Annotated in this window: 23 protein-coding genes and 10 pseudogenes; 12 read left to right on the top strand and 21 right to left on the bottom strand. The window is 64.0% G+C overall.

Annotated features, from left to right (window positions below; genetic code table 11):
• Nucleotides 1–81: 81 nt before the first annotated feature.
• From I1A62_RS45845 to I1A62_RS03785, 4 genes and pseudogenes are all read left to right on the top strand, one after another.
• The gene (locus tag I1A62_RS45845) at nucleotides 82–312 is read left to right on the top strand and encodes a hypothetical protein (protein ID WP_257890412.1); all 231 of its coding nucleotides are present in this window, start codon (nucleotides 82–84) and stop codon (nucleotides 310–312) included.
• A complete protein-coding gene (locus I1A62_RS03795; RefSeq protein ID WP_257890411.1) occupies nucleotides 306–1814 on the top strand; it encodes a site-specific integrase in 1509 nt (502 codons plus the stop codon). The genes I1A62_RS45845 and I1A62_RS03795 overlap by 7 nt, the downstream gene beginning before the upstream one ends.
• Nucleotides 1811–2116 carry a hypothetical protein gene (locus tag I1A62_RS03790; protein ID WP_219454223.1) on the top strand — a complete coding sequence of 102 codons (306 nt, stop codon included), beginning with the start codon at nucleotides 1811–1813 and terminating at the stop codon, nucleotides 2114–2116. Before I1A62_RS03795 ends, I1A62_RS03790 begins: the two co-directional genes overlap by 4 nt.
• A 43-nt stretch (nucleotides 2117–2159) precedes the next feature.
• Nucleotides 2160–2379: pseudogene (locus tag I1A62_RS03785) on the top strand (integrase core domain-containing protein); the annotation flags it as partial.
• On the opposite strand, the gene I1A62_RS03780 reads toward I1A62_RS03785, so the two are convergent.
• Entirely contained in the window at nucleotides 2376–2546 is a 171-nt protein-coding gene (locus I1A62_RS03780; protein ID WP_219454222.1) for a hypothetical protein, read from the bottom strand. The pseudogene I1A62_RS03785 and the gene I1A62_RS03780 overlap by 4 nt on opposite strands.
• 224 nt (nucleotides 2547–2770) lie before the next feature.
• On the opposite strand from I1A62_RS03780, the pseudogene I1A62_RS03775 reads away from it, so the two are divergent.
• Nucleotides 2771–3186, top strand: a pseudogene (locus tag I1A62_RS03775) (transposase); the annotation flags it as partial.
• A gap of 25 nt (nucleotides 3187–3211) precedes the next feature.
• Here I1A62_RS03775 and I1A62_RS03770 read toward each other — a convergent pair.
• Nucleotides 3212–4039 (bottom strand): SDR family oxidoreductase, encoded by an 828-nt coding sequence (locus I1A62_RS03770; RefSeq protein WP_219454221.1) that lies wholly within the window; start codon nucleotides 4037–4039, stop codon nucleotides 3212–3214.
• A 125-nt stretch (nucleotides 4040–4164) separates the two neighbouring features.
• Here I1A62_RS03770 and I1A62_RS03765 point away from each other — a divergent pair, with 125 nt between their 5' ends.
• Nucleotides 4165–4653 carry a MerR family transcriptional regulator gene (locus tag I1A62_RS03765; RefSeq protein ID WP_257890410.1) on the top strand — a complete coding sequence of 163 codons (489 nt, stop codon included), beginning with the start codon at nucleotides 4165–4167 and terminating at the stop codon, nucleotides 4651–4653.
• 2 nt (nucleotides 4654–4655) lie between these two features.
• Here the strand turns inward: I1A62_RS03765 and I1A62_RS03760 are convergent.
• Nucleotides 4656–5717: pseudogene (locus I1A62_RS03760) on the bottom strand (IS256 family transposase); the annotation flags it as partial.
• Between the two features lie 107 nt (nucleotides 5718–5824).
• The gene (locus tag I1A62_RS45840; protein WP_257890408.1) at nucleotides 5825–6010 is read right to left on the bottom strand and encodes a hypothetical protein; all 186 of its coding nucleotides are present in this window, start codon (nucleotides 6008–6010) and stop codon (nucleotides 5825–5827) included.
• A 137-nt stretch (nucleotides 6011–6147) separates the two neighbouring features.
• Here I1A62_RS45840 and I1A62_RS45835 point away from each other — a divergent pair, with 137 nt between their 5' ends.
• The gene (locus tag I1A62_RS45835) at nucleotides 6148–6549 is read left to right on the top strand and encodes a hypothetical protein (RefSeq protein ID WP_257890407.1); all 402 of its coding nucleotides are present in this window, start codon (nucleotides 6148–6150) and stop codon (nucleotides 6547–6549) included.
• A gap of 6 nt (nucleotides 6550–6555) precedes the next feature.
• Here I1A62_RS45835 and I1A62_RS45830 read toward each other — a convergent pair whose 3' ends face one another.
• The 3 genes and pseudogenes from I1A62_RS45830 to I1A62_RS47035 all read right to left on the bottom strand — a co-directional run.
• Complete coding sequence (locus tag I1A62_RS45830) at nucleotides 6556–6945, bottom strand: hypothetical protein (protein ID WP_257890406.1); 390 nt, start codon at nucleotides 6943–6945, stop codon at nucleotides 6556–6558.
• 28 nt (nucleotides 6946–6973) lie between these two features.
• Entirely contained in the window at nucleotides 6974–7165 is a 192-nt protein-coding gene (locus I1A62_RS03745; RefSeq protein ID WP_257890405.1) for a hypothetical protein, read from the bottom strand.
• Nucleotides 7166–7413: 248 nt separating this feature from the next.
• A pseudogene (locus tag I1A62_RS47035) lies at nucleotides 7414–7527 on the bottom strand (IS701 family transposase); the annotation flags it as partial.
• A gap of 93 nt (nucleotides 7528–7620) precedes the next feature.
• Here I1A62_RS47035 and I1A62_RS03740 point away from each other — a divergent pair.
• Nucleotides 7621–8805, top strand: a complete 1185-nt coding sequence (locus I1A62_RS03740) for an IS30 family transposase (protein ID WP_219454219.1) — start codon at nucleotides 7621–7623, stop codon at nucleotides 8803–8805.
• 243 nt (nucleotides 8806–9048) lie between these two features.
• Nucleotides 9049–9432, top strand: coding sequence for a transposase (locus tag I1A62_RS03735; RefSeq protein WP_219455062.1), 384 nt, complete (start codon nucleotides 9049–9051; stop codon nucleotides 9430–9432).
• 8 nt (nucleotides 9433–9440) lie between these two features.
• Here the strand turns inward: I1A62_RS03735 and I1A62_RS03730 are convergent.
• Nucleotides 9441–9821 (bottom strand): annotated as a pseudogene (locus I1A62_RS03730) (transposase); the annotation flags it as partial.
• Nucleotides 9822–10027: 206 nt separating this feature from the next.
• Between I1A62_RS03730 and I1A62_RS03725 the strand changes: the two are divergent.
• Nucleotides 10028–11644, top strand: a complete 1617-nt coding sequence (locus I1A62_RS03725) for a hypothetical protein (protein ID WP_219454217.1) — start codon at nucleotides 10028–10030, stop codon at nucleotides 11642–11644.
• 169 nt (nucleotides 11645–11813) lie between these two features.
• On the opposite strand, the gene I1A62_RS47030 is transcribed toward I1A62_RS03725, so the two are convergent.
• The 7 genes and pseudogenes from I1A62_RS47030 to I1A62_RS03695 all read right to left on the bottom strand — a co-directional run bounded on the left by I1A62_RS47030 (nucleotide 11814) and on the right by I1A62_RS03695 (nucleotide 18983).
• Nucleotides 11814–12221: a transposase gene (locus tag I1A62_RS47030; protein ID WP_374710697.1), complete on the bottom strand. Its 408-nt coding sequence runs from the start codon at nucleotides 12219–12221 to the stop codon at nucleotides 11814–11816.
• Nucleotides 12221–13072 (bottom strand): annotated as a pseudogene (locus I1A62_RS03720) (IS701 family transposase); the annotation flags it as partial. The gene I1A62_RS47030 and the pseudogene I1A62_RS03720, both read right to left, overlap by 1 nt.
• A 210-nt stretch (nucleotides 13073–13282) precedes the next feature.
• The gene (locus tag I1A62_RS03715; RefSeq protein ID WP_219454215.1) at nucleotides 13283–14398 is read right to left on the bottom strand and encodes a 2-oxo acid dehydrogenase subunit E2; all 1116 of its coding nucleotides are present in this window, start codon (nucleotides 14396–14398) and stop codon (nucleotides 13283–13285) included.
• 514 nt (nucleotides 14399–14912) lie between these two features.
• Nucleotides 14913–16272, bottom strand: a pseudogene (locus I1A62_RS03710) (IS701 family transposase).
• Between the two features lie 63 nt (nucleotides 16273–16335).
• Nucleotides 16336–17442, bottom strand: coding sequence for an IS630 family transposase (locus I1A62_RS03705; protein ID WP_219454068.1), 1107 nt, complete (start codon nucleotides 17440–17442; stop codon nucleotides 16336–16338).
• A 733-nt stretch (nucleotides 17443–18175) separates the two neighbouring features.
• Nucleotides 18176–18613 carry an alpha/beta fold hydrolase gene (locus tag I1A62_RS46810; RefSeq protein WP_219454213.1) on the bottom strand — a complete coding sequence of 146 codons (438 nt, stop codon included), beginning with the start codon at nucleotides 18611–18613 and terminating at the stop codon, nucleotides 18176–18178.
• A gap of 112 nt (nucleotides 18614–18725) precedes the next feature.
• The gene (locus I1A62_RS03695; RefSeq protein WP_219454211.1) at nucleotides 18726–18983 is read right to left on the bottom strand and encodes an SDR family oxidoreductase; all 258 of its coding nucleotides are present in this window, start codon (nucleotides 18981–18983) and stop codon (nucleotides 18726–18728) included.
• Nucleotides 18984–19115: 132 nt separating this feature from the next.
• Here I1A62_RS03695 and I1A62_RS03690 point away from each other — a divergent pair.
• Nucleotides 19116–19997: pseudogene (locus I1A62_RS03690) on the top strand (transposase); the annotation flags it as partial.
• Between the two features lie 28 nt (nucleotides 19998–20025).
• Here the strand turns inward: I1A62_RS03690 and I1A62_RS03685 are convergent.
• Nucleotides 20026–21245 (bottom strand): IS3 family transposase gene (locus I1A62_RS03685; protein ID WP_219454209.1). Its coding sequence is split into 2 segments (ribosomal slippage): nucleotides 20026–20993 and nucleotides 20993–21245, totalling 1221 coding nucleotides; the frame shifts between segments, so codons are not numbered across the junction.
• Between the two features lie 62 nt (nucleotides 21246–21307).
• Here I1A62_RS03685 and I1A62_RS03680 point away from each other — a divergent pair.
• Nucleotides 21308–21877 (top strand): annotated as a pseudogene (locus I1A62_RS03680) (transposase); the annotation flags it as partial.
• A gap of 86 nt (nucleotides 21878–21963) precedes the next feature.
• On the opposite strand, the gene I1A62_RS03675 reads toward I1A62_RS03680, so the two are convergent.
• The 5 genes and pseudogenes from I1A62_RS03675 to I1A62_RS03650 form a co-directional block, all read right to left on the bottom strand.
• A complete protein-coding gene (locus tag I1A62_RS03675; protein ID WP_219454207.1) occupies nucleotides 21964–22506 on the bottom strand; it encodes an SDR family NAD(P)-dependent oxidoreductase in 543 nt (180 codons plus the stop codon).
• 44 nt (nucleotides 22507–22550) lie between these two features.
• Entirely contained in the window at nucleotides 22551–23717 is a 1167-nt protein-coding gene (locus tag I1A62_RS03670; protein ID WP_219454205.1) for an ABC transporter substrate-binding protein, read from the bottom strand.
• A 189-nt stretch (nucleotides 23718–23906) separates the two neighbouring features.
• Nucleotides 23907–24661, bottom strand: a pseudogene (locus I1A62_RS03660) (SDR family NAD(P)-dependent oxidoreductase).
• Nucleotides 24658–25212: a carboxymuconolactone decarboxylase family protein gene (locus I1A62_RS03655; RefSeq protein ID WP_219454199.1), complete on the bottom strand. Its 555-nt coding sequence runs from the start codon at nucleotides 25210–25212 to the stop codon at nucleotides 24658–24660. The pseudogene I1A62_RS03660 and the gene I1A62_RS03655 overlap by 4 nt, the downstream one beginning before the upstream one ends.
• Nucleotides 25213–25241: 29 nt before the next feature.
• Complete coding sequence (locus I1A62_RS03650) at nucleotides 25242–26054, bottom strand: SDR family NAD(P)-dependent oxidoreductase (RefSeq protein WP_219454198.1); 813 nt, start codon at nucleotides 26052–26054, stop codon at nucleotides 25242–25244.
• Nucleotides 26055–26079 lie beyond the last annotated feature (25 nt).

The following is a 26079-nucleotide window of genomic DNA, read 5'->3' as shown; positions in this document are numbered from 1 at the left end:
TGCCTACACCAAGCCGCCCACTCGTTCCTGCGGCGCTGGCCGCAGGTCCAGCAGTGGGCCGACCTGCCCCTCGACACCCGGTTGGCCGCGAACAGCTCGACCCGCCCGTTCATCACCTTCCTGATGGTCAGCCGGCGGTTGCGACCGGGCTACGACTACCTCGTTTCGCGCAAACTCTGCAGCCTCTGGCACGAACTGACCGACAGTTGCCTCGACCCCGATTTGAATCAGTTCATTACCGCAGCATTAGAATTGGGGTTCACCCAGCGCGTCGCGTCGGCCATCGGGTCGCAGATCATCGCGAGGTGCTGATTCAGACCGGCCGCCCCCTGGCCGATCTACGCGAAGACGATCTGCAGGACCTGTTGGACGCGTGCACTGTTCGCCAGATGCGCACAGGTCGAGGCGCGAGGCACTATCGGGGCTCCACCCACAGTGCGCGGCAGATTCGCTTCCACCTCGGGATCCTCAATAGCCAAGCCCGACCGGCCCTCACGCCGCTCACCCTCGACGAACGGATGGCCGACGTCCCCGCGGCACTACGCCCGGCGTTCGTGGCCTACCTGCACCGCAAACGCGCCACCTGCGCTCCCAAGACGGTCAGCAGCCTCGCCACCCGGTTGGCGCATTTCGGCCGATACCTCACCGCCATCGACCCCGATATCGCCTCGCTGTCCGCCCTGGACCGGCGCCGGCACATCGAACCGTTCATTACCTCGCTGACCACCACCGTCAACACGGTCACCGGCCAACCGATCACCGTCGCAGACCGAATCAGGCGAGTACATGCGGTCGGCCACTTCCTCGCCGAGATCACCGAATGGGGCTGGGACGACGTGCCCCCGCGGCGGCTGATCTTCCACACCGACCTGCCCCGCCCGCAGCGCGTTTTGCCTCGATACCTACCCGTCGATGCGGACCGCAAACTTACGGCAGCACTGTCGAACTCGCCCTACCGGCTCGCGGCCGACGCGCTGCTGGTGCAACGGGCATGCGGGCTGCGGATCGGGGAACTCCTCGACCTCGAACTCGACTGCATCCACGAAATACCCGGCCAGGGATCCTGGCTGAAGGTCCCGCTCGGCAAGCTCAACTCCGAACGCATGATCCCCCTCGACGAGGAGGTCCTCACCCTCGTCGACCGCATCACCGCCACCCGCTCACCCGGCCGACCCATGCGCCACCCCCGCACCGGCGCCCCCGCCGACTTCCTGTTCACCCATCACGGAAAACGACTCTCCCAGAGCGCGGTTCGGGACGAGCTGAACCGAGCCGCCGCAACGGCAGGCCTGGGACACATCACGCCGCATCAACTCCGGCATACCTACGCCACCGCCCTGATCAACGCCGGGGTGTCCCTGCAGGCACTGATGGCACTGCTCGGGCATGTGTCGACCCAGATGAGTTTGCGGTATGCGCATCTCTTCGATGCCACCGTGCGCACCGAATACGAACGCGCCCTCAACCTGGCGAAAAGCCACATCGGACCACTGCCCACCGGCCGACCCCAACTGCCCATCACCGACGTCACCGGCGGCGGGTGGAAGGACGCACCGGCGATCAAGTCCCGCCTGGCCGGCGGTTACTGCCTGCGGGCACCCGCGCAAAGGCGCCTGCCCGTAGCCAACATCTGCGAGCACTGCCCGAGCTTTCACACCGACGCCACCCACCTCGCCGTCCTCGCCGCGCAACGAGTCGACGCCCACGACCTCGCCGAAGACGCAGAACGGCGCGGATGGATCGACGAAGCGGAACGGCACCGCACCCTCGTCTCCCGACTCGACGCCCTGATTGCCCAAGCAGAGACCGCATGAGCGAAAACGCCCTGGTCAGGGTCGAGCGGGTCTGCGCCGAACTCGCCACCACCGGGCAGCCGATCACCTTCACCGCCGTCGCCGAACACGCCCACATCGGCCGCGCCACCCTGTACCGCGACAAACAGCTGCGCGCCGTCGTCGACGAACACCGCACCCGCCAAACCGACGCCCGCACCCTGACAGGCCTCGCCACCGAGGTCGCCCACCTGCGCACCGTGGTCGAGGCCCTCGCCGCCACCGTCACCAAACACGAAGAACAACTGCGACGACTTCGCCGCAACCCACCGCCCCGACAATGAACCATTCCGACCCCGATCGGCACAATCTCGGCTGCGATTAGCCGGTCAATGTGGTGACAATGCCTCGATGGAATCGTTTTCTCGCTCTGCAGAACAACGTCCTCGACACGAGACGGTGGGCTACCCAGCAAGAACTTCGGATCGCAATCGTCACGTGGATCGAACGCACCTACCACCGACGACGCCGACAACGCGCCCTCGGCAAGCTCACCCCCATCGAGTACGAGATGATCATGACACCAGCGAACATGCTGGCGGCCTAAACGAACGAGTCAACGAAACCTTCAGCAGCCCCCTTACGCAGTAGGACGGGAGAGGACAACCCGCCTTCTTCTGCCAGCTCCGCGAGTGTCTCGCCCGCGAAGAACCGCTGCACAAGGTTCAATTTCAATTCGAACGGATACACAGCAGGCGTTGCCTTCTTCGACACCAGCACTCCTCTTCCTCGGATCTGCCACCGCTGGTGCAATCGACGAATCGGACCGCGGGCACCCCCAACGACGTCGCGACGGCCCTCGAAGCCGCACCTTTCTCGAATAACGCTACTGCTGCAATGCGCTGCTCTTGCATCAGCGAACTTCGTGTATCCACAAAACTGACCCCTCGGAGTAGGAACTGATTTCTCAGTCCAACTCCCAGGGGTCAGTTCAAAACGCGATGCAGGAAATCTACAACGCCGAAGACGACGCACACGCCCGCCAAGCGATCTGCAAGTTCGAGAAGACCTATAGCGCCAAGTATCCCAAAAGTGTCGCCAAGATCACCGACGATGCCGATGTGCTCTTGGAGTTCTTCAACTACCCCGGCGAGCATTGGGTCACCTGCGCACCACCAACCCGATCGAGTCGACCTTCGCGACCGTACGTTTGCGGACCAAGGTCACCAAAGGTCCAGGCTCGCGTGCCGCGGGGATAGCTATGGCCTACAAGCTGATTGAGTCCGTACAGGAACGCTGGCGGGCAGTGAACGCACCACACCTAGCCGCGCTCGTACGGGCCGGAGCCACCTTTGAAAGAGGGAAACTTGTCCAACGAACCACTGATTCGCCCGGCCAGGAAGACGCAGCCTGAAAGTTGCGTGCCAGCGGGCCGTAACTCAGTCGAGTCCGACGCTGAGGGCAAGGGCTTGGTGGGCATTGTGCTCAGCGAGACGTTGTGTGTAGGCATCACGCAGGGCCACGTCTGTGTCTTCGCCTAGCGGAAGCCGGATGGGTGTGGGTTCGGGGTTGGTGGCTAGATCGATCATTGCTTGGGCAATCTTAGCTGGATCATTTGGTTGCGGGAATGCGCCACTAATGATGGCTCGTCGTACCTCGCCCACTGGTCCGTTGTCGTAGGCTGCGGATATGGTGCCGTCGTCACGGCTGGGGGTGAACTGGGTGGGCGAGGCCCCGGGTTCGACGATGGTGATTTCTATTCCCAGAGCAGCGAGTTCAGGGGCAATGGCCTCGCAGAATCCTTCGATTCCCCATTTGGCTGCGTGGTATGCAGCGAAACCCGGGTAGGCGGCTTGCCCTCCAGCAGAAGATACTTGGAGAATTCGGCCATGCTGTTGTGCACGAAAGTACGGCAATGCTGCCTTGATCACATCAATTGATCCCAACAGGTTGGTATCGATTGACCGGCGAATCTGTTCACGAGTCAATTCCTCGACAGCTCCGAAGGTGCCGTATCCGGCATTGTTAACGACAACATCGATAGTGCCAAGGTCGCTGAATGCTTCGGCTACCACCCGATCGACGGCTTGCGGATCAGTTACATCGAGCTTCCTCACCCACAACCGCTCACCGGCCGTGGCCGCCAGATCGTCGAGCTGATGCGGTTGGCGAAGCGTGGCAGCAACCCTATCGCCACGAGCGATGAGCTTTTCAGACATCGTGCGGCCGAATCCTGTCGATGTTCCCGTGATGAACCATGTGGTCACAGCTATGTTCCTTACCTGTAGTTGGTGAAACTTGACCCCGCGAAACCTGTCATAACGGTGATCGGGAGCTGCCTGCGACACTAGGAGTTCGAGTCGACTGGAGGTCAAGTGCGTAGCATCGGAATGTGACCATCACCCCATTCGCCCACCCCGGTCCATCGTTGACGATCGGCGAACTTGCGCACCTCACCGGGATGACGCCGTCGACGTTGCGGTTCTACGAGCAACAAGGACTATTACTGAACTCCCCAGCACGGGACAGTGCAGGTCGGCGACGATTCGAGCCGAGCGAGGCGGATTGGCTGCTGGCGTGTAGGAAGCTCCGATCCTCTGGCATGCCGATCCCTAGAATCCGCGAGTACGTCGAACTCACCAAGGCGGGACATCACACCCATGAGCAACGCCTGGACCTACTGCGACGGCATCAGCAGGAAGTGGAAAAGCGCGTAGCCGAGCTTCAAGACGCCCTCACCACGATCGAGGCGAAAGTCGACTTCTACGCGGAATACGGAGCTGCCACGGCCAGCGACGACCTCTGGCTCGACGTGCCAACCTGCACGCTATCGACGACCAACGACACCAGACCGGCAAATCACTACCCAGTCACGACCTGATTGGCCAAAATCTCGTCCACAGGTTTTGACAATATCTCCACCCAGTGCTCGGCCGGATACTTGTAGAACTCGAGCAACACATCCATGTCGTCGGTGATCTTCGCGACCACCTTCGGATACTTCGCGCCGTAGTCGAGTTCGAAGGCCTTGATCGCCACTTGCGCCTTGTCGATGTCCTCGGCGTTGTAGATTTCCTTCATCGCCGCGAGCGCCCCGGGATGTGCCGACTTCGGTAGCGCAGCAAGTACATTGGCCTGCTTGTGGAACCAGCACCGCTGCTCCCGGGTTTCCGGGAACACCTCCCGCAACGCCCTCCAGAACCCCAGGGCGCCGTCACCGACCGCGAGAACGGGAGCGGTCATGCCGCGGCGTCGGCAGCCGCGCAGCAGGTCCGCCCACGACTCGGTGGACTCGCGGTACCCGTCGGTGAGGGCGACGAGCTCCTTCCGGCCGTCCGCGCGGACCCCGATCATCACCAGCAGGCACAGTTTGTCCTGCTCGAGCCGCACCTTGAGGTGGATGCCGTCGACCCACACATAGACGAAGTCGGTGCCCGAGAGGTCCCGATCCTGGAAGGCCTTGGCCTCGTCCTGCCACTGGGTCGTCAACCGGGTGATCGAGGCCGCCGACAACCCGGCACCCGATCCGAGGAACTGCTCGAGCGCCGGCCCGAAGTCGCTGGTGGAGAGCCCGTGCAGATACAGCAGCGGCAGCACCTCGTTCATCTGCGGGGACTTGCGCACCCACGCCGGCAGGATCGCGGACGAGAACCGCTGTCGCTCGCCGGTGTCCGGGTCGACGCGCTTGTCGTTGACCCGCGGGGCCTTCACGCTGACCGCACCAGCGGCGGTCAGCACGTCGCGTTCGTGGTGGTAGCCGTTGCGCACCACCAGGCGGTGACCGTTCTCGTCGACCTGATCAGCGAACTGTTCGATATAGGCGGCGACCTCCGCCTGCAGCGCGGCCGCCAGCATCTGCCGGGCACCGTCACGGACGATCTCGTCGAGCAACGACCGCCCGCCGTCGTCGGTGGAGCGGTCGTTGTCATGTACTACCGTGAGCACGGGCGTACCTTCCCAACCAGCGTTGCAGCGCTGGTCTTGATCGAATACCTGTTTTCTTGCAGATCATCATCCGGGAAGGTACGCCCTCCCCGACCCACAGGTATTGATCATTTCTCACGACCCTGGCGTTCGGACACCAGCGCCGGTAGCTGATCGGCCATCTGTCCCAGGACCTGCTGATCTGGGCGGGCGGACCAGTACTGCACATGCGGGCCCGGCACCTCGTCCTCCGGGAAGGCGAACGTCGCCGCCCAATGCCACCCCTCGCCGTCGTCGCCGGTGCAGCGCGCCAATGCAAGTCCAGATCCTTCGGAATGGTGTCCGGGCTGTACGGCTCGTAGTCGGTGTTGGACTCTCGTGCCGCGGCCTTGGTGTTCTCCCGGATCTCCGAGGCGAGGAGGCCATCGAGACTGATTCCCCACGGCACGCCATGCGCGATTCCGGCGGCCATCCGGGCGCGGACAACCAGCGGCACCATCCTCGCAGCGATCTGCAAGGTCATGCGGGGAGCGAAAGCAGGGTTTCCAGGGCCTCATCGCGCCGTGCGGCGACGATCTCCCGCCAGTCGACCAACCGGGCCACCCTCGGCCTGCCTGGTGATGGTGGTGGCGATCTGGCCGTGCCCGATCCCCGTTCGCCCGCCCAACCAACCCAACCGGGCGAACTCGGCCAGGACATCGGCGACGAAGGCGTGGTCGAGGTCGGAACCGCGGACCAGCTGCACCACGACACGAATCGGGATCCCGGCGCGAGGGTTTCAATGTCGTACCGCCTCACCGGCGAACCCGATCCACCCGACTCGACATCGGGGTCGACGGTGGTGCCGGCGTGACCGCGGTCACATCGTCGAGGTGGGTGTAGGACTCGAGGGCTTCGATGTCGAACCGGGACGGAATCGGCTGCCCCTCGTAGCTTCGGCGAAGGATTGGGGTCGCTTCGGTGAGACCGGCACCACGTCCCCGACGCGCAGGCAGCCGTCGATCGGAGCTGCCCCGATGGCGCCGCCGAACACACTCAGCAGCGGCACCAACTCCCGGAGCTGGTGCAGGCGACGACCGGTGATCGGCTCGGCCTGCGTCTTCACGATCGCGCCACCGTTGGGCAGGGCGTGCGCGACCGCGAGCGGCAGCTGGCCCTCGTAGTCGAGAACGTCGCGCAGCATCCCCTCGGCGATCCGGCGCAGCACGCCGCGCAAGGAGTTGCCGGAGATCACCGGGACCAGCTCCACCGACCCGTCGGCTGCACCGACAGGAAAGTCACCGCCACCAAATCATCGGCGGTGAACCGGTCGCCTCCTCGGCCCGGTCCCCCGTGCTCGACCAGGAATCGAAGTGCGCACCGACGTACGCGTCCCCACCCAGATGGGGATCGCCGAAGTACCGGTTCAGCGCGGCGATCGCCGCAGAATCCGAATCCGTCGCGAGGGTGCTCGGCAGCCGCAATGTCATACCCGCACCCTGTCACCCTCAGTCGCCGGCGGCCGGGAATTGACAACGGCAAGGGCCAGACAGATCGCGTTGGCCACCGGCCCGGCCTGCTGATAGCTCTGTCGATCATGTTCCCCGCTGTTCGAGAATGAAGCCCGCAAACCCGAAACGGGACGGGGACGTGTCATTCGCACTGGTGAGATCACTTTTCGAGGGCCGCGGTTCACCCCTATGGCAGGTGCGTGCGGGCCTTTTCCGCCAGGTCCGGCAAGCCCAGGGCGTCGAGCCAGTTGCCGGTCGAAGGTCCACGATTCGGTGAGGTAGAGCTCCCGGTCGATCGACGCATGCCCCGCATCGGACGCGTAAGCGAGGAAGACTCCGATCCCAGTGTCACGATTGATCGTGTCGACCGGTTCGCTCTACCATCCGAGGCGGATTCCACTGATCGAGGCGAATCCTTTCCCGAGAGGATTACGATGCCCAGGTATGCGTGGAACAAGTCACCACAGGAAGACAAGCGCCGCTACTTCGAGCTGATCAGACAATGCCACTCAGGATCGAAGGCGGCAGCGACGGTCGGCGTGTCGCTGAGCTGTGGGTCGCTGTGGTTCATCGACGCTGGCAGTATGTCTTATGTCGAGAGTCCGATCAGTAGCCGTTACTTGAGCCAAGACGACCGTATCGAGATCGCCGACGGGCTGGCCCGTGAGGAGTCGGTCAAGACGATCGCAGAACGCATCGGCAAAAGCTTCCAGTCGGTGTACAAGGAGATCGCACGCAATCGAAAATCCGATGGTCGCTACCAACCGTGGTACGCCCACAACCAGGCACACCAGCGTCGACGACGCCCGAAAGTGCGTGTGTTCACCCACGATGACACGCTGCGTCGGCTCGTCGCCGCTAAGCTCGGCAAGCGCTGGTCACCGGCACAGATCAGCCGGTGGCTGCGGCGACGTTACCCACGCCGCACGGCGTGGCACGTGTGCGTTGAGACGATCTATGAAGCGGTGTACCGCGGACTGGTCTTGGCTGCGACTGGCGGGTCTTTGCGCACCGGCCGGACTTATCGCCGGCGCCGTGGCCGCGGACGATCCCGGGACGGTTCGCTCAAGCAGTCAACGAATATGACGCCCATCGCGCAACGGCCAGCCCACGTGGAATCACGTCGTCGGGTAGGGCATATCGAGGGCGACCTCATCATCGGCGCCGGCCAGAGATCGGCGATCGCGACACTCGTCGAGCGCAAGACGCGATTGACCATCCTGGTCGCGATCCGTGGTGGCCACTCCGCGCAAGTCGTCGGGGATGCTCTCATCGAGCGCTTCACGCAGATGCCCGTCTCCCTGCGTCGGTCGCTTACCTGGGACCAGGGCAACGAGATGTTTCACCACGAGCGTATCGCGGACGCCACCGGCCTGAAGATCTACTTCGCCGATCCCCACTCGCCGTGGCAGCGGGGATCAAACGAAAACACGAATGGACTTCTGCGGCAGTATTTCCCGAAGGGAACTGACCTAAGCGGCTGGACCCAAGACCAGCTCGACGAGGTCGCCACCGAACTCAACGACCGTCCGAGGCTATGCCTGAATGACCTCACTCCGAACCAGGCTGTGCGACGATGGTGGCCCCTGCACGATTACCCGATGATTCGCCACGACTAGTGGAATCCGCCCGACCTGCCTTCGTGGCTTCTGCCAGTTCTGCGGCCGGCCGACACACGAAAAGGGACCGGCCGACCTGGCTTGAGAGGAGCGTGGCGTCGCCCCGACTGGGATATGCCGATCGACCGGTCCATGCCAACCACCCGCAACCTGGGCAGGAGACATACCACCATGATCGTCATCGGGATCGATGCGCACAAGCGCACCCACACGGCCGTCGCCGCCGATCAGAACGGGAGCTAGCTGTCGACGAAAACCACTGGCACCGCCAGCAAGGACCATCTGGCGCTGCTGCGATGGGGCGCAGAACAATGCGACGATCGCTTCCGGTCCAAGGATGCCTTCGCGCGCCACAACGGAACCGCACCGCTGCCGGTGTGGTCGTCGAACCATGCCCGACATCGTCTCTCGCGCACCGGGAACCGGCGGATCAACGCAGCGATCCATATCATCGCACTCACCCAGGCTCATTGCCATCCCGACGCCCGAGCCCTCTTGGCCCGGCGCAAAGCGGGCGGTGACGGTGGCATGGAAGCCCTTCGCATCCTCAAGCGCAGGCTTTCCGATGTCGTCTATCGCGCCATGCTCGCGGACCGACCACTGATGGGCACCGCGACGGCTGTTTGACAGAGGAGCAAGTGGCAGCTTTCCACCCGTCCGGCGGTGCCCGAGCACTGGCGTTGCACCCCGGCCGAGCGGGTGCCCTTCTTGAGGAATCCGGTGTCGTCGACGATCAGTACACCGGCCGGATCGCCGAGGCGTTCGACCACGTAGTCACGGACGTCGTCGCGGACCCCGTCGACGTCCCAGTCCGCCCGCCGCAGCAGCCGTTGCATCCCGTCCGGGCTCATTTCGCCGGCCCGCTCGGCGAGGGTCCACCCGTTCTTGCGTTCCAGACCCGCAACCAAACCCGTCACATATTCACGGACCCGGGACCGCGGCTCCGACCGGGCGAACCGACCGGAGATCCGCTCATGCAACGCTTCCAACTCGGCAGCAACCAGATCGAGGACCACACAACCAGTATCGTCTACCTGTCAAGCAAGTGCCGTTGCAGTACTACCGGGGCTGCGCCCCAGCCCGACGAGTCGTGTGGCAGCCGCTGCGGTCCGGGGGCTCCGGCCGGTCGGGGTGATGACCCTGGTCGACGTCGTCGATCGGGTGTATGAACCGTCGTAGCGGTTGGTTGGCCTACTGGCCGCCCGATCGTCCGGAGCTCATCATGACCATACCGCGCAGCGTCGCCGACGTGCTGACCGCGCACACGCTCTTCGAGGTCGAGTGCATCGACCGGATGTACCTCAATGTCTACGTCCCCGGTTTGCAGTACGCCCCAGGTCTGGTCGCCTACGTGCACCGACAACTCGGGTTGCCGGTCGCCTCGACCGCCACGTTGGCGCGGATCACCGACCGCTTCTCGGCGGCGGTGCACCGCTTCGCCGACACCCGACACATCCCGTGGGTCGACTTCGTCAAGGGTCAGCGCAAGGACGACGTCATGCACGAGCACCTGCAGCACTTCACCGCGGCCGAGGGAGTGGTGTTCATCGGACGGGCGCAGGAGAAGACCCCGTTGTTCCGCACCGAGAAACGCCGCGACGCGGACGGCAACAGCTACCCGTGGATCGTCAAAACCACCGGCATGGTCAACGATTACTACTTCTACTGCGTCGACGCGGACTTCGGACCTTTCTTCCTCAAGTTCTGCTCGTACTTCCCCTACAACGCCAAACTCTGTATCAACGGCCACCATTGGGCCCAACGTCAGGCGGCGAGGGCCGGGCTCGGGTTCACCGCGCTCGACAACGCCTTCGCCGCCGTCGACGACCCCGACGCGCTGCAGGCGATCTGCGATCGGCTGACCGGTCCCCGGATCGATGCCCTGCTCCGCAAGTGGCTGGCGATTCTGCCGGATCCGTTCACCGACGCCGATCGGGACGTCGGCTACCGCTACGACCTGTCGATCCTCCAGGCCGAGTTCTCCCTGACCCAGATGCTCGACGCCCCGGTCTCGGGGCGGGTGTTCTTCGAGCAGGTCATCCGCGACAACCTCGATCTCGGTCGCCCCGATCAGGTCACGCTGGTGTTCGACCGGCGGTTGATGCGCCGGGGGCCGCGTGCCACCCCGGGACGATTCCGCACCCGGGTGATCACCGAAGGCGTCATCCCCAGCCTGCACGTCGACTACAAGCACACCACCATCAAGCAGTACCACAAACAGGGACGCGCCCTGCGTACCGAGACCACCATCAACGACACCCGCGATTTCCACCTCGGGAAACGACTGACACATCTGCCCGCCCTGCGGGAGATCGGCTTTCACGCCAACCGACGCCTGCTGCGCGCCGGGCGACTCAGCCACGACCCGATCACCGGCGCCGACGCCCTCGCCGCCATCACCGGCCCCCTCACCACCGCCACCGGCACCCGCGTCCCGGGCTTGCGGTTCGCCGACCAGCGCAGCCACGCCCTGCTCTCCGCGCTGCTGGTCTTCCGGCTGCACCCGAACGGCTTCACCAACAAGGACCTGCGCACCCTCACCGGCGAGCTGCGCGGACTCGACCCGGACACGGTGTCTACCGGGCAGATGACCTACGACCTGCGCCGGCTGAAAACCCGCAACCTCATCGCCCGGATCGAGGGCAGCCACCGGTACCGGGTCACCGACCTCGGACTCGACACCGCGAAGTTCCTCACCTGTGTTCACGATCGGGTCCTGCGCACCGGCCTAGCCGAACTCGCCACCCCGACAACCACTCCCGGCCGCCTGCGAGCGGTTGCCACCGCGTACCGCACCGCCGTCGATACCCTCACCGCCACAGCGCAACTCGCAGCCTGAAATATCAAGCAGTCGAACGTGACCCGAACACCGCAAACTTGACTCAACAATCCGGCTACGCCATCTCTAGTAGTACTTTGTTAGGTGGGGAAGGTGTGGTCACAGAGTGGGCAGGTACCGATCCAACGGGCAAGTGCGCGTTGGAGTTCGCGGAGAACGGCGTAGAGGCTCAGTCCTGCCCAGCTGCTTTAGGGTCGGTGAGCCGGAGGGTGGTGAGGAATAGGTGAGCGGCGGTGACCAGGGTGGCGTGGTGATGCCAGCCCAGCCAGGAACGACCCTCGAAATGATCCAGCCCGAGACCGGTTTTCAGCTCCCGGTAATCGTGCTCGACGCGCCAGCGGAGTTTCGCCAGGCGCACGAGTTCTTTCAGTGGGGTCTCGGCGGGCAGGGTGGAGAGCCAGTAGTCGGTCGGCTCGTCGGCGCCGGCGGGCCACTCGGCGAGCAACCAGAGCCGGGCAGGGTGCCGTCGTCGGCGCGGGGAATGTCGCGGTTCGCCGGGCGGATGCGCAGCGCGGCGAACCGCGAGCGCATCGCCGCGGTCGGATTGGTCAGGTCGGCCTTGCTGCCGCGGCGCCAGGTCACCGTCCGCAGGGCCTTCCGTCCGGCGGCCAGGACCAGGTCCTTGCAGCTGGCGGCCGGTCCCGGGTAGCGCGGGGCCGGTTGCCGTCCGCGCCCGCTGTAGGGAGGTGTCTCGGGGACTGCGTCGCCGGGAAAGGCGCTGGTGGACCCCTTGACGGCGACGACGTAGTCGATGCCCCGCTCGGTCAGCGATTCCCGGAAGGCGGTGGTGTCGCCGTAGCCGGCGTCCGCGACCACGACCGGCGGGATCCGGCCCCACTCGATCAGCTCGTCGATCATCTCGATCGCCATTTCCCACTTTGTGCGGTGATGCTCCGCGTCGGGGATCGCGGACCGGCGCCTGCGGGCGGTGATCGCCGCGACCGCATCGGGATCGGTGGTGGACCGATCGTCCCAGCTCTGCGGCAGGAACAGTCGCCAGTCCAACGGGGCCGACGCGTCATCGGTGGCGGCGTGCACGCTGACCGCGATCTGGCAGTTGCCGACCTTGCCGAGGGTGCTCGAGTACTGACGGGCCACACCCGGCGAGCGGTCGCCGTCCTTGACGAACCCGGTGTCGTCGACGACCCACGCATCCGGGGCGATCAGACCGCACGCTTTGCGGGAGAGGGTTTTCCGTACCGGAACCACGTCCCACGGCGAGGTCGTCACGAACTGCTGCAACTGTTGATGGTCGACCTGCAACCGCTCCGCCATCGGCTGCATCGACTTCCGACGCCCGTCGAGCATCAACCCGCGCGCATACAGCCCGGCCTTCGCCCGCTGATCCTTCCGTGCCAGCGACGAGAACACCTCACCGACAAACGTATCCAACTGTTCCCCGACCCGGGCGAGAGCGGCTGTATCCATGCCCGCATGCTCTCGAGAAAACCACGAAAACTCGAGCCGACACGCCGAGCTAACAAAGTACTACTAGCTACCTACGCCATCTCTAGCTACCTAGGGCTACAAAGGCGGATCGGCATGTCGCCACAACGCATTTGGCGAAATAGACCTCTTGTCGAGCGCGAGCTGAACTACGGCGATGCGTATCTCTTGGCGTTGATGTGAATTAGGGCATCATGCAGCCAGATCTTCCCCGCTGAAGCCCTTCTCGAGCTTCATACGAACTGATGCGAGATAGCGCGCGGCGTCGGCACCGTCGATGATGCGGTGATCGTAGGACAGCGACAGGTAGGCGATTGACCGCGCCGTGATGAGGAGGCTCCCGTTTTGGTCTCGCTCTGGCATCATTCTTTCGACGACAGTTCCTACACCGAGGATCGCCGACTGTGGCTGGTTGATGATCGGAGTGTCGAACAGTGCGCCCCGGCTCCCAGTGTTGGTGATGGAGAAGGTGCCGCCAGCGAGGTCGTTGGGACGAATGGTCCCGGTGCGGACCGCGGCGGCCAGATCGGCAATGGCGTGGCTGATCTCTGCGATACTCATGCGGTCAACGTCTCGGATGACTGGCACCATCAGTCCCTTCTCACTGTCGACGGCCATGCCGAGATGGACGGCACCGCGGTACGTCACTTCGGTGTAGTCCGCATTGAGCGAGGAGTTGATCACGGGGTGCTCCCCAATCGACTCGACCGCGGCCGCGACAACGAACGGAAGGAACGACAGCTTCACACCGGTCTGCCGAACGAATGTCTCCTTGTGTGCATTGCGCAACGCAGCGATGGCGGTGAGGTCGGCCTCGACGACGGTCGTCAATTGTGCTGACTTTTGGAGAGATTCGAGCATTCTGCGGGCGATGGTGAGTCGAATCGGGGACAGCTTTTCCACTCTGTCTCCCACCGCCTTCGGAGCCGCATGCACCGATGTCTCAGTCACCGCTGGCGCGGGCGGTGCGTCCGGGGGAGCCGCATCTCCGACCACCAGCTGCGAGTCGGGTTCCGGCTGAGCCTCGGACTCCCGCGCAGTCGTCGGCTCAGGCTGTGTAGCGCCGAGCCGTGCGATGATCGCACCGATCGGCACGACGGCGTCTTCGGGTTCGAGGATGGCGGTCAGGATCCCGGTCGCTGGCGCGGGGATCTCGGTGTCGACCTTATCGGTGGCCACTTCCAGGAGTGGTTCATCGACTCCCACGGGGTCTCCGACTGCTTTGAGCCAGCGCGGGATGGTGGCTTCGGCGATGGCGTCCCCCAACTCCGGGACGGTTACTACGATGTCGGTGTCGGTGGTTGGCATCTCAGCCTTTCTGAGTGAGATCGAGGTCGGGCGCGCACGGCGTGGTGGATGAGTGGCGGTCGAGAAACACGATATTCGCTGCGCTAAGTCTCGCCAGCGGCGTGCTTGGGCTGTTGGCGGGATGGGCAGTGGTCTCCACGCGGTGTGCCGGCGGATGCCGGTGGACCTGCTACCCGCCAGCGGACTCTCAGAAATCTTTGAGCGCCCGCGCTCCTGCAGTTACGTCGTCAAGCATCCGCCACTGGCCCGCTCCTGGCAGTTCTGCGATCTGAGGGCATTGGCCCGGTTTGCCATCGAGCGGCGCGAATCTGTGCTGCCGACGTACGTGTCATCGAGGGGAATGATGCCGGCCGGGGCGGTCAGCAGCCGCTTCGAGGGACCGTCCGGTGTCGGCCAACATCGGGTGCGTGGCCGAGCGATAGAGCTGCAGTGTCGCCCAGCCCATGTCGGGTCCTGCGGGTCGGTGACCTTTCGGGCGAGTGCAGGGTTCACTCCGCGTTCCAAATGGTGTGTTCTAGTAGGACTTTGTTAAGTGGGGAAGGTGTGGTGGCATAGTGGGCAGGTACCGATCCAACGGGCAAGTGCGCGTTGGAGTTCGCGGAGAACGGCGTACAGCGCCAGTCCTGCCCAACTGCTTTTGGGTCGGTCAGCCGGAGCGTGGTGAGGAACAGGTGCGCAGCGGTGACCAGGGTGGCGTGGTGGTGCCAGCCGAGCCAGGAACGACCCTCGAAATGGTCCAGTCCGAGGCCGGTTTTCAGCTCCCGGTAGTCGTGCTCGATGCGCCAGCGGATCTTCGCCAGACGGACCAGTTCTTTCACTGGGGTGTCGGCGGGCAGGTTGGAGAGCCAGTAGTCGGTGGGCTCGTCGGCGCCGGCGGGCCACTCGGCGAGCAACCAGAGCTCGGGCAGGGTGCCGTCCTCGGCGCGGGGAATGTCGCGGTTCGCGGGGCGGATCCGCAGGGCGGCGAACCGGGAGCGCATCGCCGCGGTGGGATTGTCGGGATCGATCTTGGTTCCCTTGCGCCAGGTCACGGTCCGCAGGGCCTTACGTCCGGCCGCGAGGACGAGATCCTTACAGGTCGAATGCGGGCCATAGCGGGGTGTCGGCGGGCGACCGCGACCGCTGTAGGCCCCGGTCTCGGGGACCGCCTCGCCGGGATAGGCGCTGGTCGCACCCTTGACGGCGACGACGTAGTCGATGCCGCGGGCGGTCAGCGCTTCCCGGAAGGCGGTGGTGTCGCCGTAACCGGCGTCCGCGACCGCCGTCGGTGGGGTGCGGCCCCACTCGGTCAGCTCGTCGATCATCTCGATCGCCATTTCCCATTTGGTGCGGTGATGCCCGGAATCGGGGATGGCGGACCGGCGCCGTCGGGCGGTGATCGCCGCGACCGCATCGGGGTCGGTGGTGGACTGCTCGTCCCAGCTCTGCGGCAGGAACAGCCGCCAGTCCAGCGGAGCGGACGCCGCGTCGGTGGTGGCGTGCACGCTGACGGCGATCTGGCAGTTGCCGACCTTGCCGAGGGTGCCCGAGTACTGGCGGGCCACGCCCGGGGAGCGGTCCCCGTCCTTGGTGAAGCCGGTGTCGTCGATGACCCATGCATCCGGGTCGATCAGACTGCACGCTTTGCGCGACAGCGTTTTCCGTACCGGCACCACGTCCCACGGCGAGGTGGTCACGAACTGCTGCAACTGTTGATGGTCGACCTGCAGCCGCTGCGCCATCGGCTGCATCGACTTCCGCCGCCCGTCCAGCATCAACCCCCGCGCATACAGCCCCGCCTTCTCCCGCTGATCCTTCCGCGCCAGCGACGAGAACACCTCACCGACGAACGTATCCAACTGTTCCCCGACGCGGGCAAGAGCGGCTGTATCCATGCCCGCATGCTCTCGAGAAAATCACGAAACCTCGAGCCGACACGCCGATCTAACAAAGTACTACTAGTGTCCTGAGTCGTTGTTCAGTTGATTAATCCGCGTGCAGTAGTTGGCGAGGTTGTCCAGGATTTCGTCCGCGGTTTTGGTCCACACGAAGGGTTTTGGATCGTCGTTCCATGCGTCGATCCAGGCTTGGACGTCGGTCTCGAGTTCTTTCACGCTGCGGTGGGTGGATCGGCGGAGTTTGCGGCTGGTCAGCTCGCCGAACCAGCGTTCGACGAGGTTCAACCAGGAACCGCTGGTCGGGGTGAAATGCAGATGGAACCGCGGGTGGGCGGCCAGCCAGGTCTTGATCGCCGGGGTCTTGTGGGTGGCGTAGTTGTCACAGATCAGGTGCAAGTCCAGCTCGGCGGGGGTGTTCTTGTCGATGGTCTTGAGAAACCGGAGGAACTCCTGATGGCGGTGTCGTCGCTGGTGCTGGCCGATGACCTTGCCAGTGGCGATGTCGAGGGCGGCGAAAAGGCTTGTGGTGCCGTGGCGGATGTAGTCGTGGGTCTTGCGGCCCGGTACGCCGGGCATCATCGGCAGCATCGGGGCGGTGCGGTCCAACGCCTGCATTTGCGATTTCTCGTCCACGCACAGCACCAGTGCCTTGTCGGGCGGGGCGAGGTAGAGGCCGACGATGTCGCGGACCTTCTCGATGAACTGTGGATCGGTGGACAACTTCCAGGTGTCCACCAGATGCGGCTTGAGGCCGAAAGCGCGCCAGATACGGGAAATCGCGGTCTGGGACATGCCGGTGGCCCGGGCCATCGACCGGGTCGACCAGTGCGTGTCCCCGTTCGCCGGCGTCTCCTCCAGGGTCTTGACGATCACCGTCTCGACCTGCTCGTCGGTGATCGTGCGAGCCGCACCCGGCCGCGGCTCGTCCGCCAGGCCCGCCAGTCGATCCTTGACGAACCGGGCCCGCCACTTGGACACCGTCTGCGGCCAGATCCCCAGTCTCGCAGCGACATCCTTGTTCGTCACGCCCTCCGCGCACGCCAGCACGATCTTCGCCCGCAGCGCCAACGCCTGCGACGTCTTCGCGCGTCGAGCCCAACCCAGCAGCGTGTCACGCTCGACATCGGACAGAACCAATTCCGCCTTCGGGCGACCAGAAAATGCCATTACCCGATGCTACCAACATATTCAACGGATCAATAACTCAGGACACTAGTGCGGCGTGTGGTAAGTAGCTTGACGGTCAGGCTTGTGGAGCCACAGCAGTGTCCGGTCACGCCCTATGACCTCGAGGGATCTCGAGCAAAGGCGCGACTGCGGACACCGCATAGATGGCCTCAGGAGACGTCGTACCGTGCTGCAGTCGGGCCAATTGGCGCCTCGCAGCACTTCTGAGCCGATGATTGAATTCCGCGAGCTCAATCGAGAAGGCAGTTGCGACGTTCTCCGGAGTAGGCCCTCCCAATGGTTCCCAGAGGAGAGCAAAATCCAGAATATCATTCTCGTTATTAGCGTTCCACATTTCGTCCTGCCGAAGTATGCGCTCTGGATTCTACAGGTTTCGGGATCTATCGAATGGTCATACCGCCAGGACTAGCCGGTCAGCGACTGGGTGCAGATTCGCTCGTCTTCCGTTGTCGCGGATAGGCACTCGCTAAGCTCAGCATCTCGTCTTCGGTGCACTTCGATTCAGCGATGACCTGCCACAACCGATCGATGAACCGACGCTTTGTCAATCCAAAGTGCACAAGGATGTCCTCCTCGGAAGCGCCTCCGAATGGCGCCCACATTCGGGCGAACCCGATAAGATGCTCGGCATCGGTCCCAGGATGGCAGCCTCGCTGGCTCGCTTCGACCGCGGCGCGACGTCTCTGACGTAATAAGCGATACTCACGAGAGTTCATAGAAATTCACGCACCCAATAGGTAATGAGGAACCGATAATTTCGGATGACGGTACGGGGTATACGAGGGCCGGTCGCCTCCTGCCCGCCCGTCAAGTTACTTATCCCACACCGCACCAGAGGTGGTCCGGCCAGATCGTAAATCGCGGTCTCTCCGTCGTCGGACGGCAGTCGCTCCGCGAAATCGTGCCAGTCGTAGCGCGGGTCGAACAGTCCGATGGCATCGCCGGCCCACGAGCGTAGGAGATCTGGGCGTGCCATGGCCACGTTGACGACATGTCCCCCGCCCCAGTCGTGGCCGACCAGATCAACTGGCTCACCGAACTGCTCCAGTTCGGTGATGAGCCAATTGCGGTAGCTGTTCATGCCGGCATCAAAGCCGGCTGCAACATTGCCGCCGAACCCAGGGGGGATCAACAAAAAGACGTCGGGCATGTGATTCTCGAACGAGCGGTTGCCAGACGTCCGCCGTCTCGGGCGCTCCGTGCACGAAGACTTTCATCAGGTACTCCTGTTCATCAACCAACTGTCGTTCCGCCGAGTCAATTCAGTATTTCGCGAGATAACCGAGATCGACCGGCAGAACCGTGCCTGTCAGGTTGCGGGACTCCTCGGATGCGAGGAAGACGACCGCATCACTGACGTCGTTCGCCTCAACCCACGGTTCATTGAAGATGTGGAACGGACTCAAAGCCGCTGACACCTCGGCCTCGGTTGCGTTGTCCTTTCCGCCTACAAAAGTCTGGGACACGGTGGCATTCCTGATCATGGGGGTATTGACGTTGGTGGGTGCGACCGAGTTCACGCGAATTCGGTGGGGACCGAGTTCGTTAGCTACTTCGACCTGAAAAAGTCGGGGTGTGGCGGTACGTGATCAGCCAGTCCTGGAACGGGAGAATGGCCTCAACCCGTTGGGCTAGAAGGGATCGAGGCCATCGTGTTCCGTACCGTAGGCGATCAACCGTCGTTGTTCGAGTCGGTGCTGCCGCAGGAGTTGCTGCGGCTTCCCGCGGAGCTCGAGCGAGTGGATGGGCTGTTGGATGATCCGGCGTTCTTCGCACCGTTCGTTCCGTACTTCGACCCGCGGATCGGTCGTCCGTCGACGCCGATGGAGACCTACCTGCGGTTGATGTTCCTCAAGTTCCGCTACCGGCTCGGCTATGAGAGCCTGTGTCGCGAGGTGAGCGACTCGTTCACCTGGCGCCGGTTCTGCCGGATTCCCTTGGACGGGTCGGTGCCGCACCCGACGACGTTGATGAAGCTGACGACCCGCTGTGGCGCGGCGGCGGTGGTCGGGCTGAACGAGGCGCTGCTGGCCAAGGCGACCGAGGCCAAGGTGCTGCGCACCACCAAGTTGCGGGCCGACACGACGGTGGTGCCCAGCAACGTGTCCTACCCAACCGACTCCGGTTTGTTGGCCAAGGCAATCCGACGGATCGCGGTCACGGGCAAGCGGATCCAGGCCGCCGGTGGAGCGACTCGCACCCGGGTGCGGGACCGGTCCCGTGCGGCGGGCAGGCGTGCGCACGCGATCGGTTTCAAGCTGCGGTCGCGCAGCGCCGCGGGCCGAGACGAGGCCCTGGCGGCGGTCCGGCACACGACCGGGGAGCTGGCCGACCTGGCCGAGACCGCCGCCACCGATGCCGAACGGCTGCTGGCCAACGCGAAACACGCGCTGCGCCGGGCGCGCGCCAAGGCCACAGCCCTGAAGGGGACGGGTGCGCACGACGGGGCCGCGGGCCGCCGGCGCGGACGCCTGGCCCGCGCCATCGACGACCTCGAGGACCTGGTCACCGCCACCCGGCAGATCACCGCTGAGGTTGCCCCTTGAGAGTGGACACCGGATTTCATGCGGCAACTGACAGCGTAGACGACGCGATCAGCCGTTGTTCGAACTCCACCGGGGAGAGGTATCCCAGCGCGGAGTGACGGCGACGTCGATTGAAGTACGAGAGCCACTCGAACAGCTCCAGCCGTGCCTGCGACTTCGACGTCCAACTCCGTCCGTGCAGCCACTCCCTCTTGAGTCCTTGGAAGAACGACTCGGCGAGAGCATTGTCGTAACTCGAGCCGACCCGGCCTCGACTCGGGCGGATCCCATGACGGCGGCATACATCGCCGAAAGCCTTTGCGGTGTACTGAGATCCGCGATCGCTATGGAATACGACCCCATGGACATCACCACCGCGGGTGCGCACCGCCATCTCGATCGCGTCCGTGACGAGCTCGGTGCGCATATGGTCGGCGATGGACCACCCCACCACCCGACGTGAACAGATGTCGATCACCGTCGCCAAAAACAACCACGACGAGCCCACCGGAATGTAGGTGACGTCCCCACACCACTTGGTATCCACAGCCGAAGCGGTGAAGTCCCGCATCACCAGATCCGGGACCGGTGGAGCTGACTTGTCCGCGATGGTCGTGCGCTTGGTGCGGCGCAGGTGCCGGCCCACGACGTGGTTGATTCGCATCAGCCGAGTCACCCGCTTGCGGTTGATCTTGCGCCCGCGGGAGCGGAGTTCGGCGTGCACCCGCGGGGCGCCGTAGGCGCTGCGGTGCTTGGCATGGATGGCGCGGATCTCGGCGACCGTCGTGGCCTCGTCGGCCTGGCGGTCGGCGCGAGCATCCTCGGTGGCCAGGTGCTTGTAGTAGCCGGAGCGGGAGGTCCCGAGCACCCGGCACAGCCGCTGCACGCCGAACTCGGCGCGATGGTCGGAGATGAAGTCCCAGCGGCGGGTCTTCACTTCACCTCCTTTGCGAAATACGCGGCTGCCCGGCGCAGGATCTCGCGTTCGAGCTGCCATTCCTTTTCCGCACCCCGTAGCCGGGCGTTCTCCGCCCGCAGGCGCGCGAGCTCGTCCGCCTCGGTCCCGTCGGCGCCGGTACTGCAGTCCTGCGACCGCGCGTTACGGGCGGTGTCCTTGCGGACCCACGTCCGTAGCGTCTCGCCACTGACGCCCACATCCGCGGCCACATCCGCGTACGTGCGTTTACCGTCGGCCGCGCGGTACAACGCGACCGCGTCTTTCCGGAATTCCTCCGTGTACAGAGACTGGCGTCCCACCTCGACATCCCTCCTGGCTCTCCTAGAACCATTGTCAGGGGTGTCCACTCCAAGGGGGCAACCTCACCGCGCAGACCCGACAGCGGTTGGCCGGGCAGACCCCGGACGGAGCGACCCGGCGGGTCAGCCTGCACGACCCCGACGCCCGGCCCATCGCCAAGGGACGGCTCGGTAAGCCCGTCGAGTTCGGCCACAAGGCCCAGCTCGTCGAAGGCGACGACGGCGTGATCGTGGACCACAACGTCGAACGCGGCAACCCGGCCGACGCACCCCAATTGGCACCAGCTGTGGATCGGGTCCGCACACGTGCCGGGCGCCCGCCACGCACGGTCACCGCCGACCGCGGCTACGGCGAGAAAGCCGTCGAGGACGACCTCCGTGACCTCGGCGTGCGCCACGTGGTCATCCCCCGCAAGGGCAAACCCTCAGCTGACCGGCGAGCCGAGGAACACCGCCCGGCGTTCCGACGAACAATCAAGTGGCGCACCGGAGTCGAAGGCAGAATCAGCGCCCTCAAACGTGGATATGGCTGGGACCGCACCCGCATCGACAGCACCGAAGGCGCCAAGATCTGGGTCGGCCACGGGGTCCTGGCGCACAACCTGGTCAAGATCAGCACCCTGGCAGCGTGAAAGGCGCCGATCGGGGGGACTTGCGGCCAACCCAATCCCGACCGGCCGAGAACGGCCGAATCATGCTCACCGGGGCGCCTCGTTTTTCAGGTCGAAGTAGCTAGGGATTTCATAAGTCCGACGACGCCGTGCTTGGCGGCGACGTAGTGGGAGATGTTCGGGACACCGCGGTGATGGGCAGTGGAGCTGATCAGGATTACGGAGCCGCCGTTGCCCGCCTGGAGCATCGCCGGTACCGCCGCTTTGGTGGTTCTCCACACGCCACCGAGATTGATGTCGATCAGATCGGCCCATTGAGTCTCGGTGATCTGCCAGGAGGGGGCCATGGACAGCACTCCCGCGTTGGCGCAGATGATGTCCAATCGACCGAACCTGTCGATGCCCGCGGTGACAGCGGCGTCCATTGTGTCTTGGTCGCGGACGTCGGCGATGTGGGTTACTACACCAGCTCCGGTCGCTGCGATAAGCCGTTCGGTCTCGTCGAGGTCAGCTTTCGAGGCCAGGGGGTACGGAATGGAGGTGATCGGCTGGCATGCATCGGTCGCGATCACGTTAGCTCCTTCCTGGGCCATGCGGATGGCGTGAGATCGCCCCTGACCGCGTGCTGCCCCAGTGACCAGAGCGGTCATTCCGGCGAGTCTTCGTCCCCCACAGGTCTGTGCACCATTGCTTTTCACTGGCTAGCCAGTGTCTTTCCGAGCAACGCGGAGACGTCGGTCGGTTCTGGCTTCAACAGTTCGTAGTGGTCGCCGGTCCATTGATAGCTGTAGGCCGAGGTGTTGAAGGTTCGAGGCAACCCCGGCAGGCTGCTGTCCGCGAAGGACGGGATGACCGGTGCCAGACCCACATCGATGTTCGTCATCTCATTGAGCGCAGCCAACACCGATTTTCCTGAGTAGTCGGTCAGCCCCTCCATGGCCTGCGCCACGATCTTTACGCCGCTGTAAGCACTTTCTGCGGCAACGTCTTGAACCGCATCCGGGTTGACCTCTGCCATCTGCCGAGAAAACGTGTCTGCCGCCGGGTCGACTCCAGGAAGCTTGAATGTGGTCGTGGAGTACACGCCTACCGCTGGCTCGCCGAGATCCCGCATTGCCGACTCGGGAAGCGCCGGGGTTGCGCCTGAGACTTCGACGTTCGCTCCTACGTTGTCGATGGCTTTGATTACCGCGGTATTGAGAGTTGGTGGCAGCGCTAAGAACACGCAGTCGGTGCCCCCTTCGAGTACCGTCGCGACGCGGGCGGTCACATCTGTTGCATCTACCTGCAGCGGTACCAGTCGCGCGGGAGCAGCTATGGGCACGTTCTCGGCGTAGAACTTCTTCATTATCCGGGCGGCTTCGACTCCCGCCGGGACATCAGTGTGGAGTACACCCGGCTTGGCGCACTTGTCGTAGTGCGGCATTCCGACCACGACAGAGAACAGATGCACCGGCGTGCTCAGCATGGGAAAGGACACCGGACTTGTGCGATCCAGGGCGCCGAGGTCGTTGCTTCCGACTGACGGGATGCCCGCTCCTTCGAGCGCCCGCACTACCGAGTTGTTCTGCAGGCTGTGGAGGCCGACCACGGCAGACACATTTTCCTGCACCGCTTTTCGAGCGCACGCTGCCGCGGCATTGGGGTCGTTCTGCGCATCGCATGACAGAAGTTCGATCGAGTCGCCGTTGATACCACCACTGAGGTTGGTCTCGTTCACTGCGGCCTGCGCCCCGTCCACAATCTGTGGAAATGAGAACCCAGGCGCGGTGAAGTCACCGATCACCATCATCTTCACGGTGCTGGATTCCGAGGCCGAGTCGGTACTGCACGCCGCGACGGCCACGCTGACCGCCGTCACGGTAAGGAGAAGCGTTCGAGTCTTCGATGACATCAGACCCCTATTTCATTTGATGAAATACACTTGTTTTTGGTGAATTGAGTGTGCGGCGTCACAGCGAGGCTGTCAAGTAGCTCGCAGAGCGATTGCTAGAAACGCAGGCTGATCACATCTGCTGTTGGACAGTAGCTTCCGCGCCTGAGGCAGTGCTCAACCGGCGGCGGTGTACCCGCCGTCGACGTAGAGGGTCTGGCCGGTGATAAAAGTCGACTCCGCAGAAAGGAAAAAGGCGATGGCGGCGCTCACGTCCGCGGGCTGTCCAAGCCGACCCATTGGGATCTTTCGGCTCAGAGTCTCGATGTCGACCCCGCCCAGTTGATTGAGGTTCTGCAGAGCGGGTGTCTCAGTCCACGCCGTGCGACGGCGTTGACCCGGATTCCTCGACCAGCCCATTCCACCGCGAGGACCTTGGTCAGCGCGGTGATGGCCGCTTTCGTCGCGGTGTATGCGGCGCGGCCAAATGTGCCGCGGGCGCTGAGGATTGAACCTAGGTTGACGATGCTGGACTGCTCCTGAAGGTGCGGATAGACCGCTTGGGACATGAAGAAGGTGCCGTTGAGATTGACCTCGATGACGGAGTTCCAGGCGTGCGCTGGCATGGTGGCGCCGGGTGCAGGTCTATTGATACCGGCGTTGTTGACCAATCCGTACAATGAGCCATGAGATCGAGCTACGGCGTCGACTACCGCCGGTATTTGTTCGATGTCTGTTATGTCGAGATGGTGATATTCGCAGGATAACTCGTGGGCGAATGATTTCAGCGTCTCGAGATCGCGGTCGAGTAGGACTGGGGTGTAGCCATCACGCAGGCAGCGACGCGTCACCGCGGCGCCCAGGCCTTTGGCAGCGCCGGTGATCAGAACAGTTCGACCTGCCTGGTCGCCACCGGCGCCACTTAGGGTCATCGCTTCGCCGGCATCGGGAACTGCTCGAGATAGGAGGCCCATTCGGGCTCGACATCGACGTCGAGGGTGGCCAGGATGCGTGCCACGTTGTTGAAGAACGAGACGATGAGTAGCAGTTCGATGGCCTGTTCTCGTCCGAGCTTGTCTTCTACGTCGGCCCAAGTCTGCGCCTGTGCCTTGCCGTCGACGGTGACCTCGGTGGCGAAACGCAGGACCAGCTGCTCGGTGGCACCCAACCCGTGCGGTCGTCCTTCGATGGCGGCGATCAGGTCGGTGATGTCAGCCTTGGTGGCTCCGAACTCTTGAGCGAGCTGGAGGTGATGACTGAACTCGTAGTCGCTTTGCAGGAGGTAGCCAATATGCAGGATCGCAAGTTCACGAAGGCGGGAGTCCAACTCGGTCTGATATCTGACCCAGTGCGGCATGACCGAGAAGGCCCGCAGGGCTTTCGGATTGTTCGCGATGGCGCGAGAGAGGTTGATCGGTCGGGCAAGCAGGTCGCGATCGTCCTCGTTGAGTTGATCTGGGTCGACATACGGCACGAGTGCCATCGTGGCTCCTCCGGGGTTAGTGGTGATTGTCAGCTCTGTGGGCTCTTGATACTGCCGCCACCGTCGACAGGGATCATCACACCGGTGATGTAGCGCGCTTGCGGCGACACCAGATACAGCGCGGCGTGGGCCACGTCCCAGCCCGTTCCCTCGATGGCCAGCGGTGTGGAGGTGCGTCGGCGTTCACGCAGCGCCGGGTTCATTCCAGCACCGGCCACCATCGGGGTGTAGATCGGTCCCGGTGCGATGCAGTTCACTCGGATACCTTGCGGGGCATGGTCGATGGCCATCGCCCGGGTCAATGAGATTACCGCGCCTTTGGCCATCGAGTAGGGGGTGAGACCGCGGGGCCGTGTGGCGGAGACGGAGGCGAGGTTGACGATGGCGCCCGATCCTTCGGCGGCCATGAAGGGAATGACGGCCTTGCTGGCGTTGACGATGGTGCCGATGTTGAGATCGATGACCCGCTGCCAGACGTCATCGGCGGCCTCTACCACGGACCCTGCGCCGTTGGCGCCGATGTTGTTGTCCAAGATGTCGATTCGGCCCCACAGTTCGTGTGCACGCGCGGCCATGGCCGCCGCTGACGCCGAATCGGTGAGATCGGCCTCGTATGCCGCCGCTACACCGCCTTCGGAGACGATCTCTTTTACGGTGATGTCGGCGGCGTGCAGATCACGATCGACGACAAGTACTTTGGCGCCGCTACGCGCGAACACGAGGGCGGCCGCTCGGCCTGTGGCGACGCCCTCACCCGGCTGTGATCCGCCGCCGGTCACGATGGCGACGAGGCCGTGGAGGCGGGAATCCGTCGATCCGGCGGTGCCGGTGTTGGTGGACATGTGGGTCTGCTCTCTGTAATAGGCG

The organism is Rhodococcus sp. USK10 (assembly GCF_019378875.1).
GTDB classification, from domain to species: Bacteria; Actinomycetota; Actinomycetes; order Mycobacteriales; family Mycobacteriaceae; genus Rhodococcus_F; species Rhodococcus_F pseudokoreensis.
Note: the sequence above shows the minus strand (reverse complement) of the source record. Positions and strands in the feature narration are given on the sequence as shown.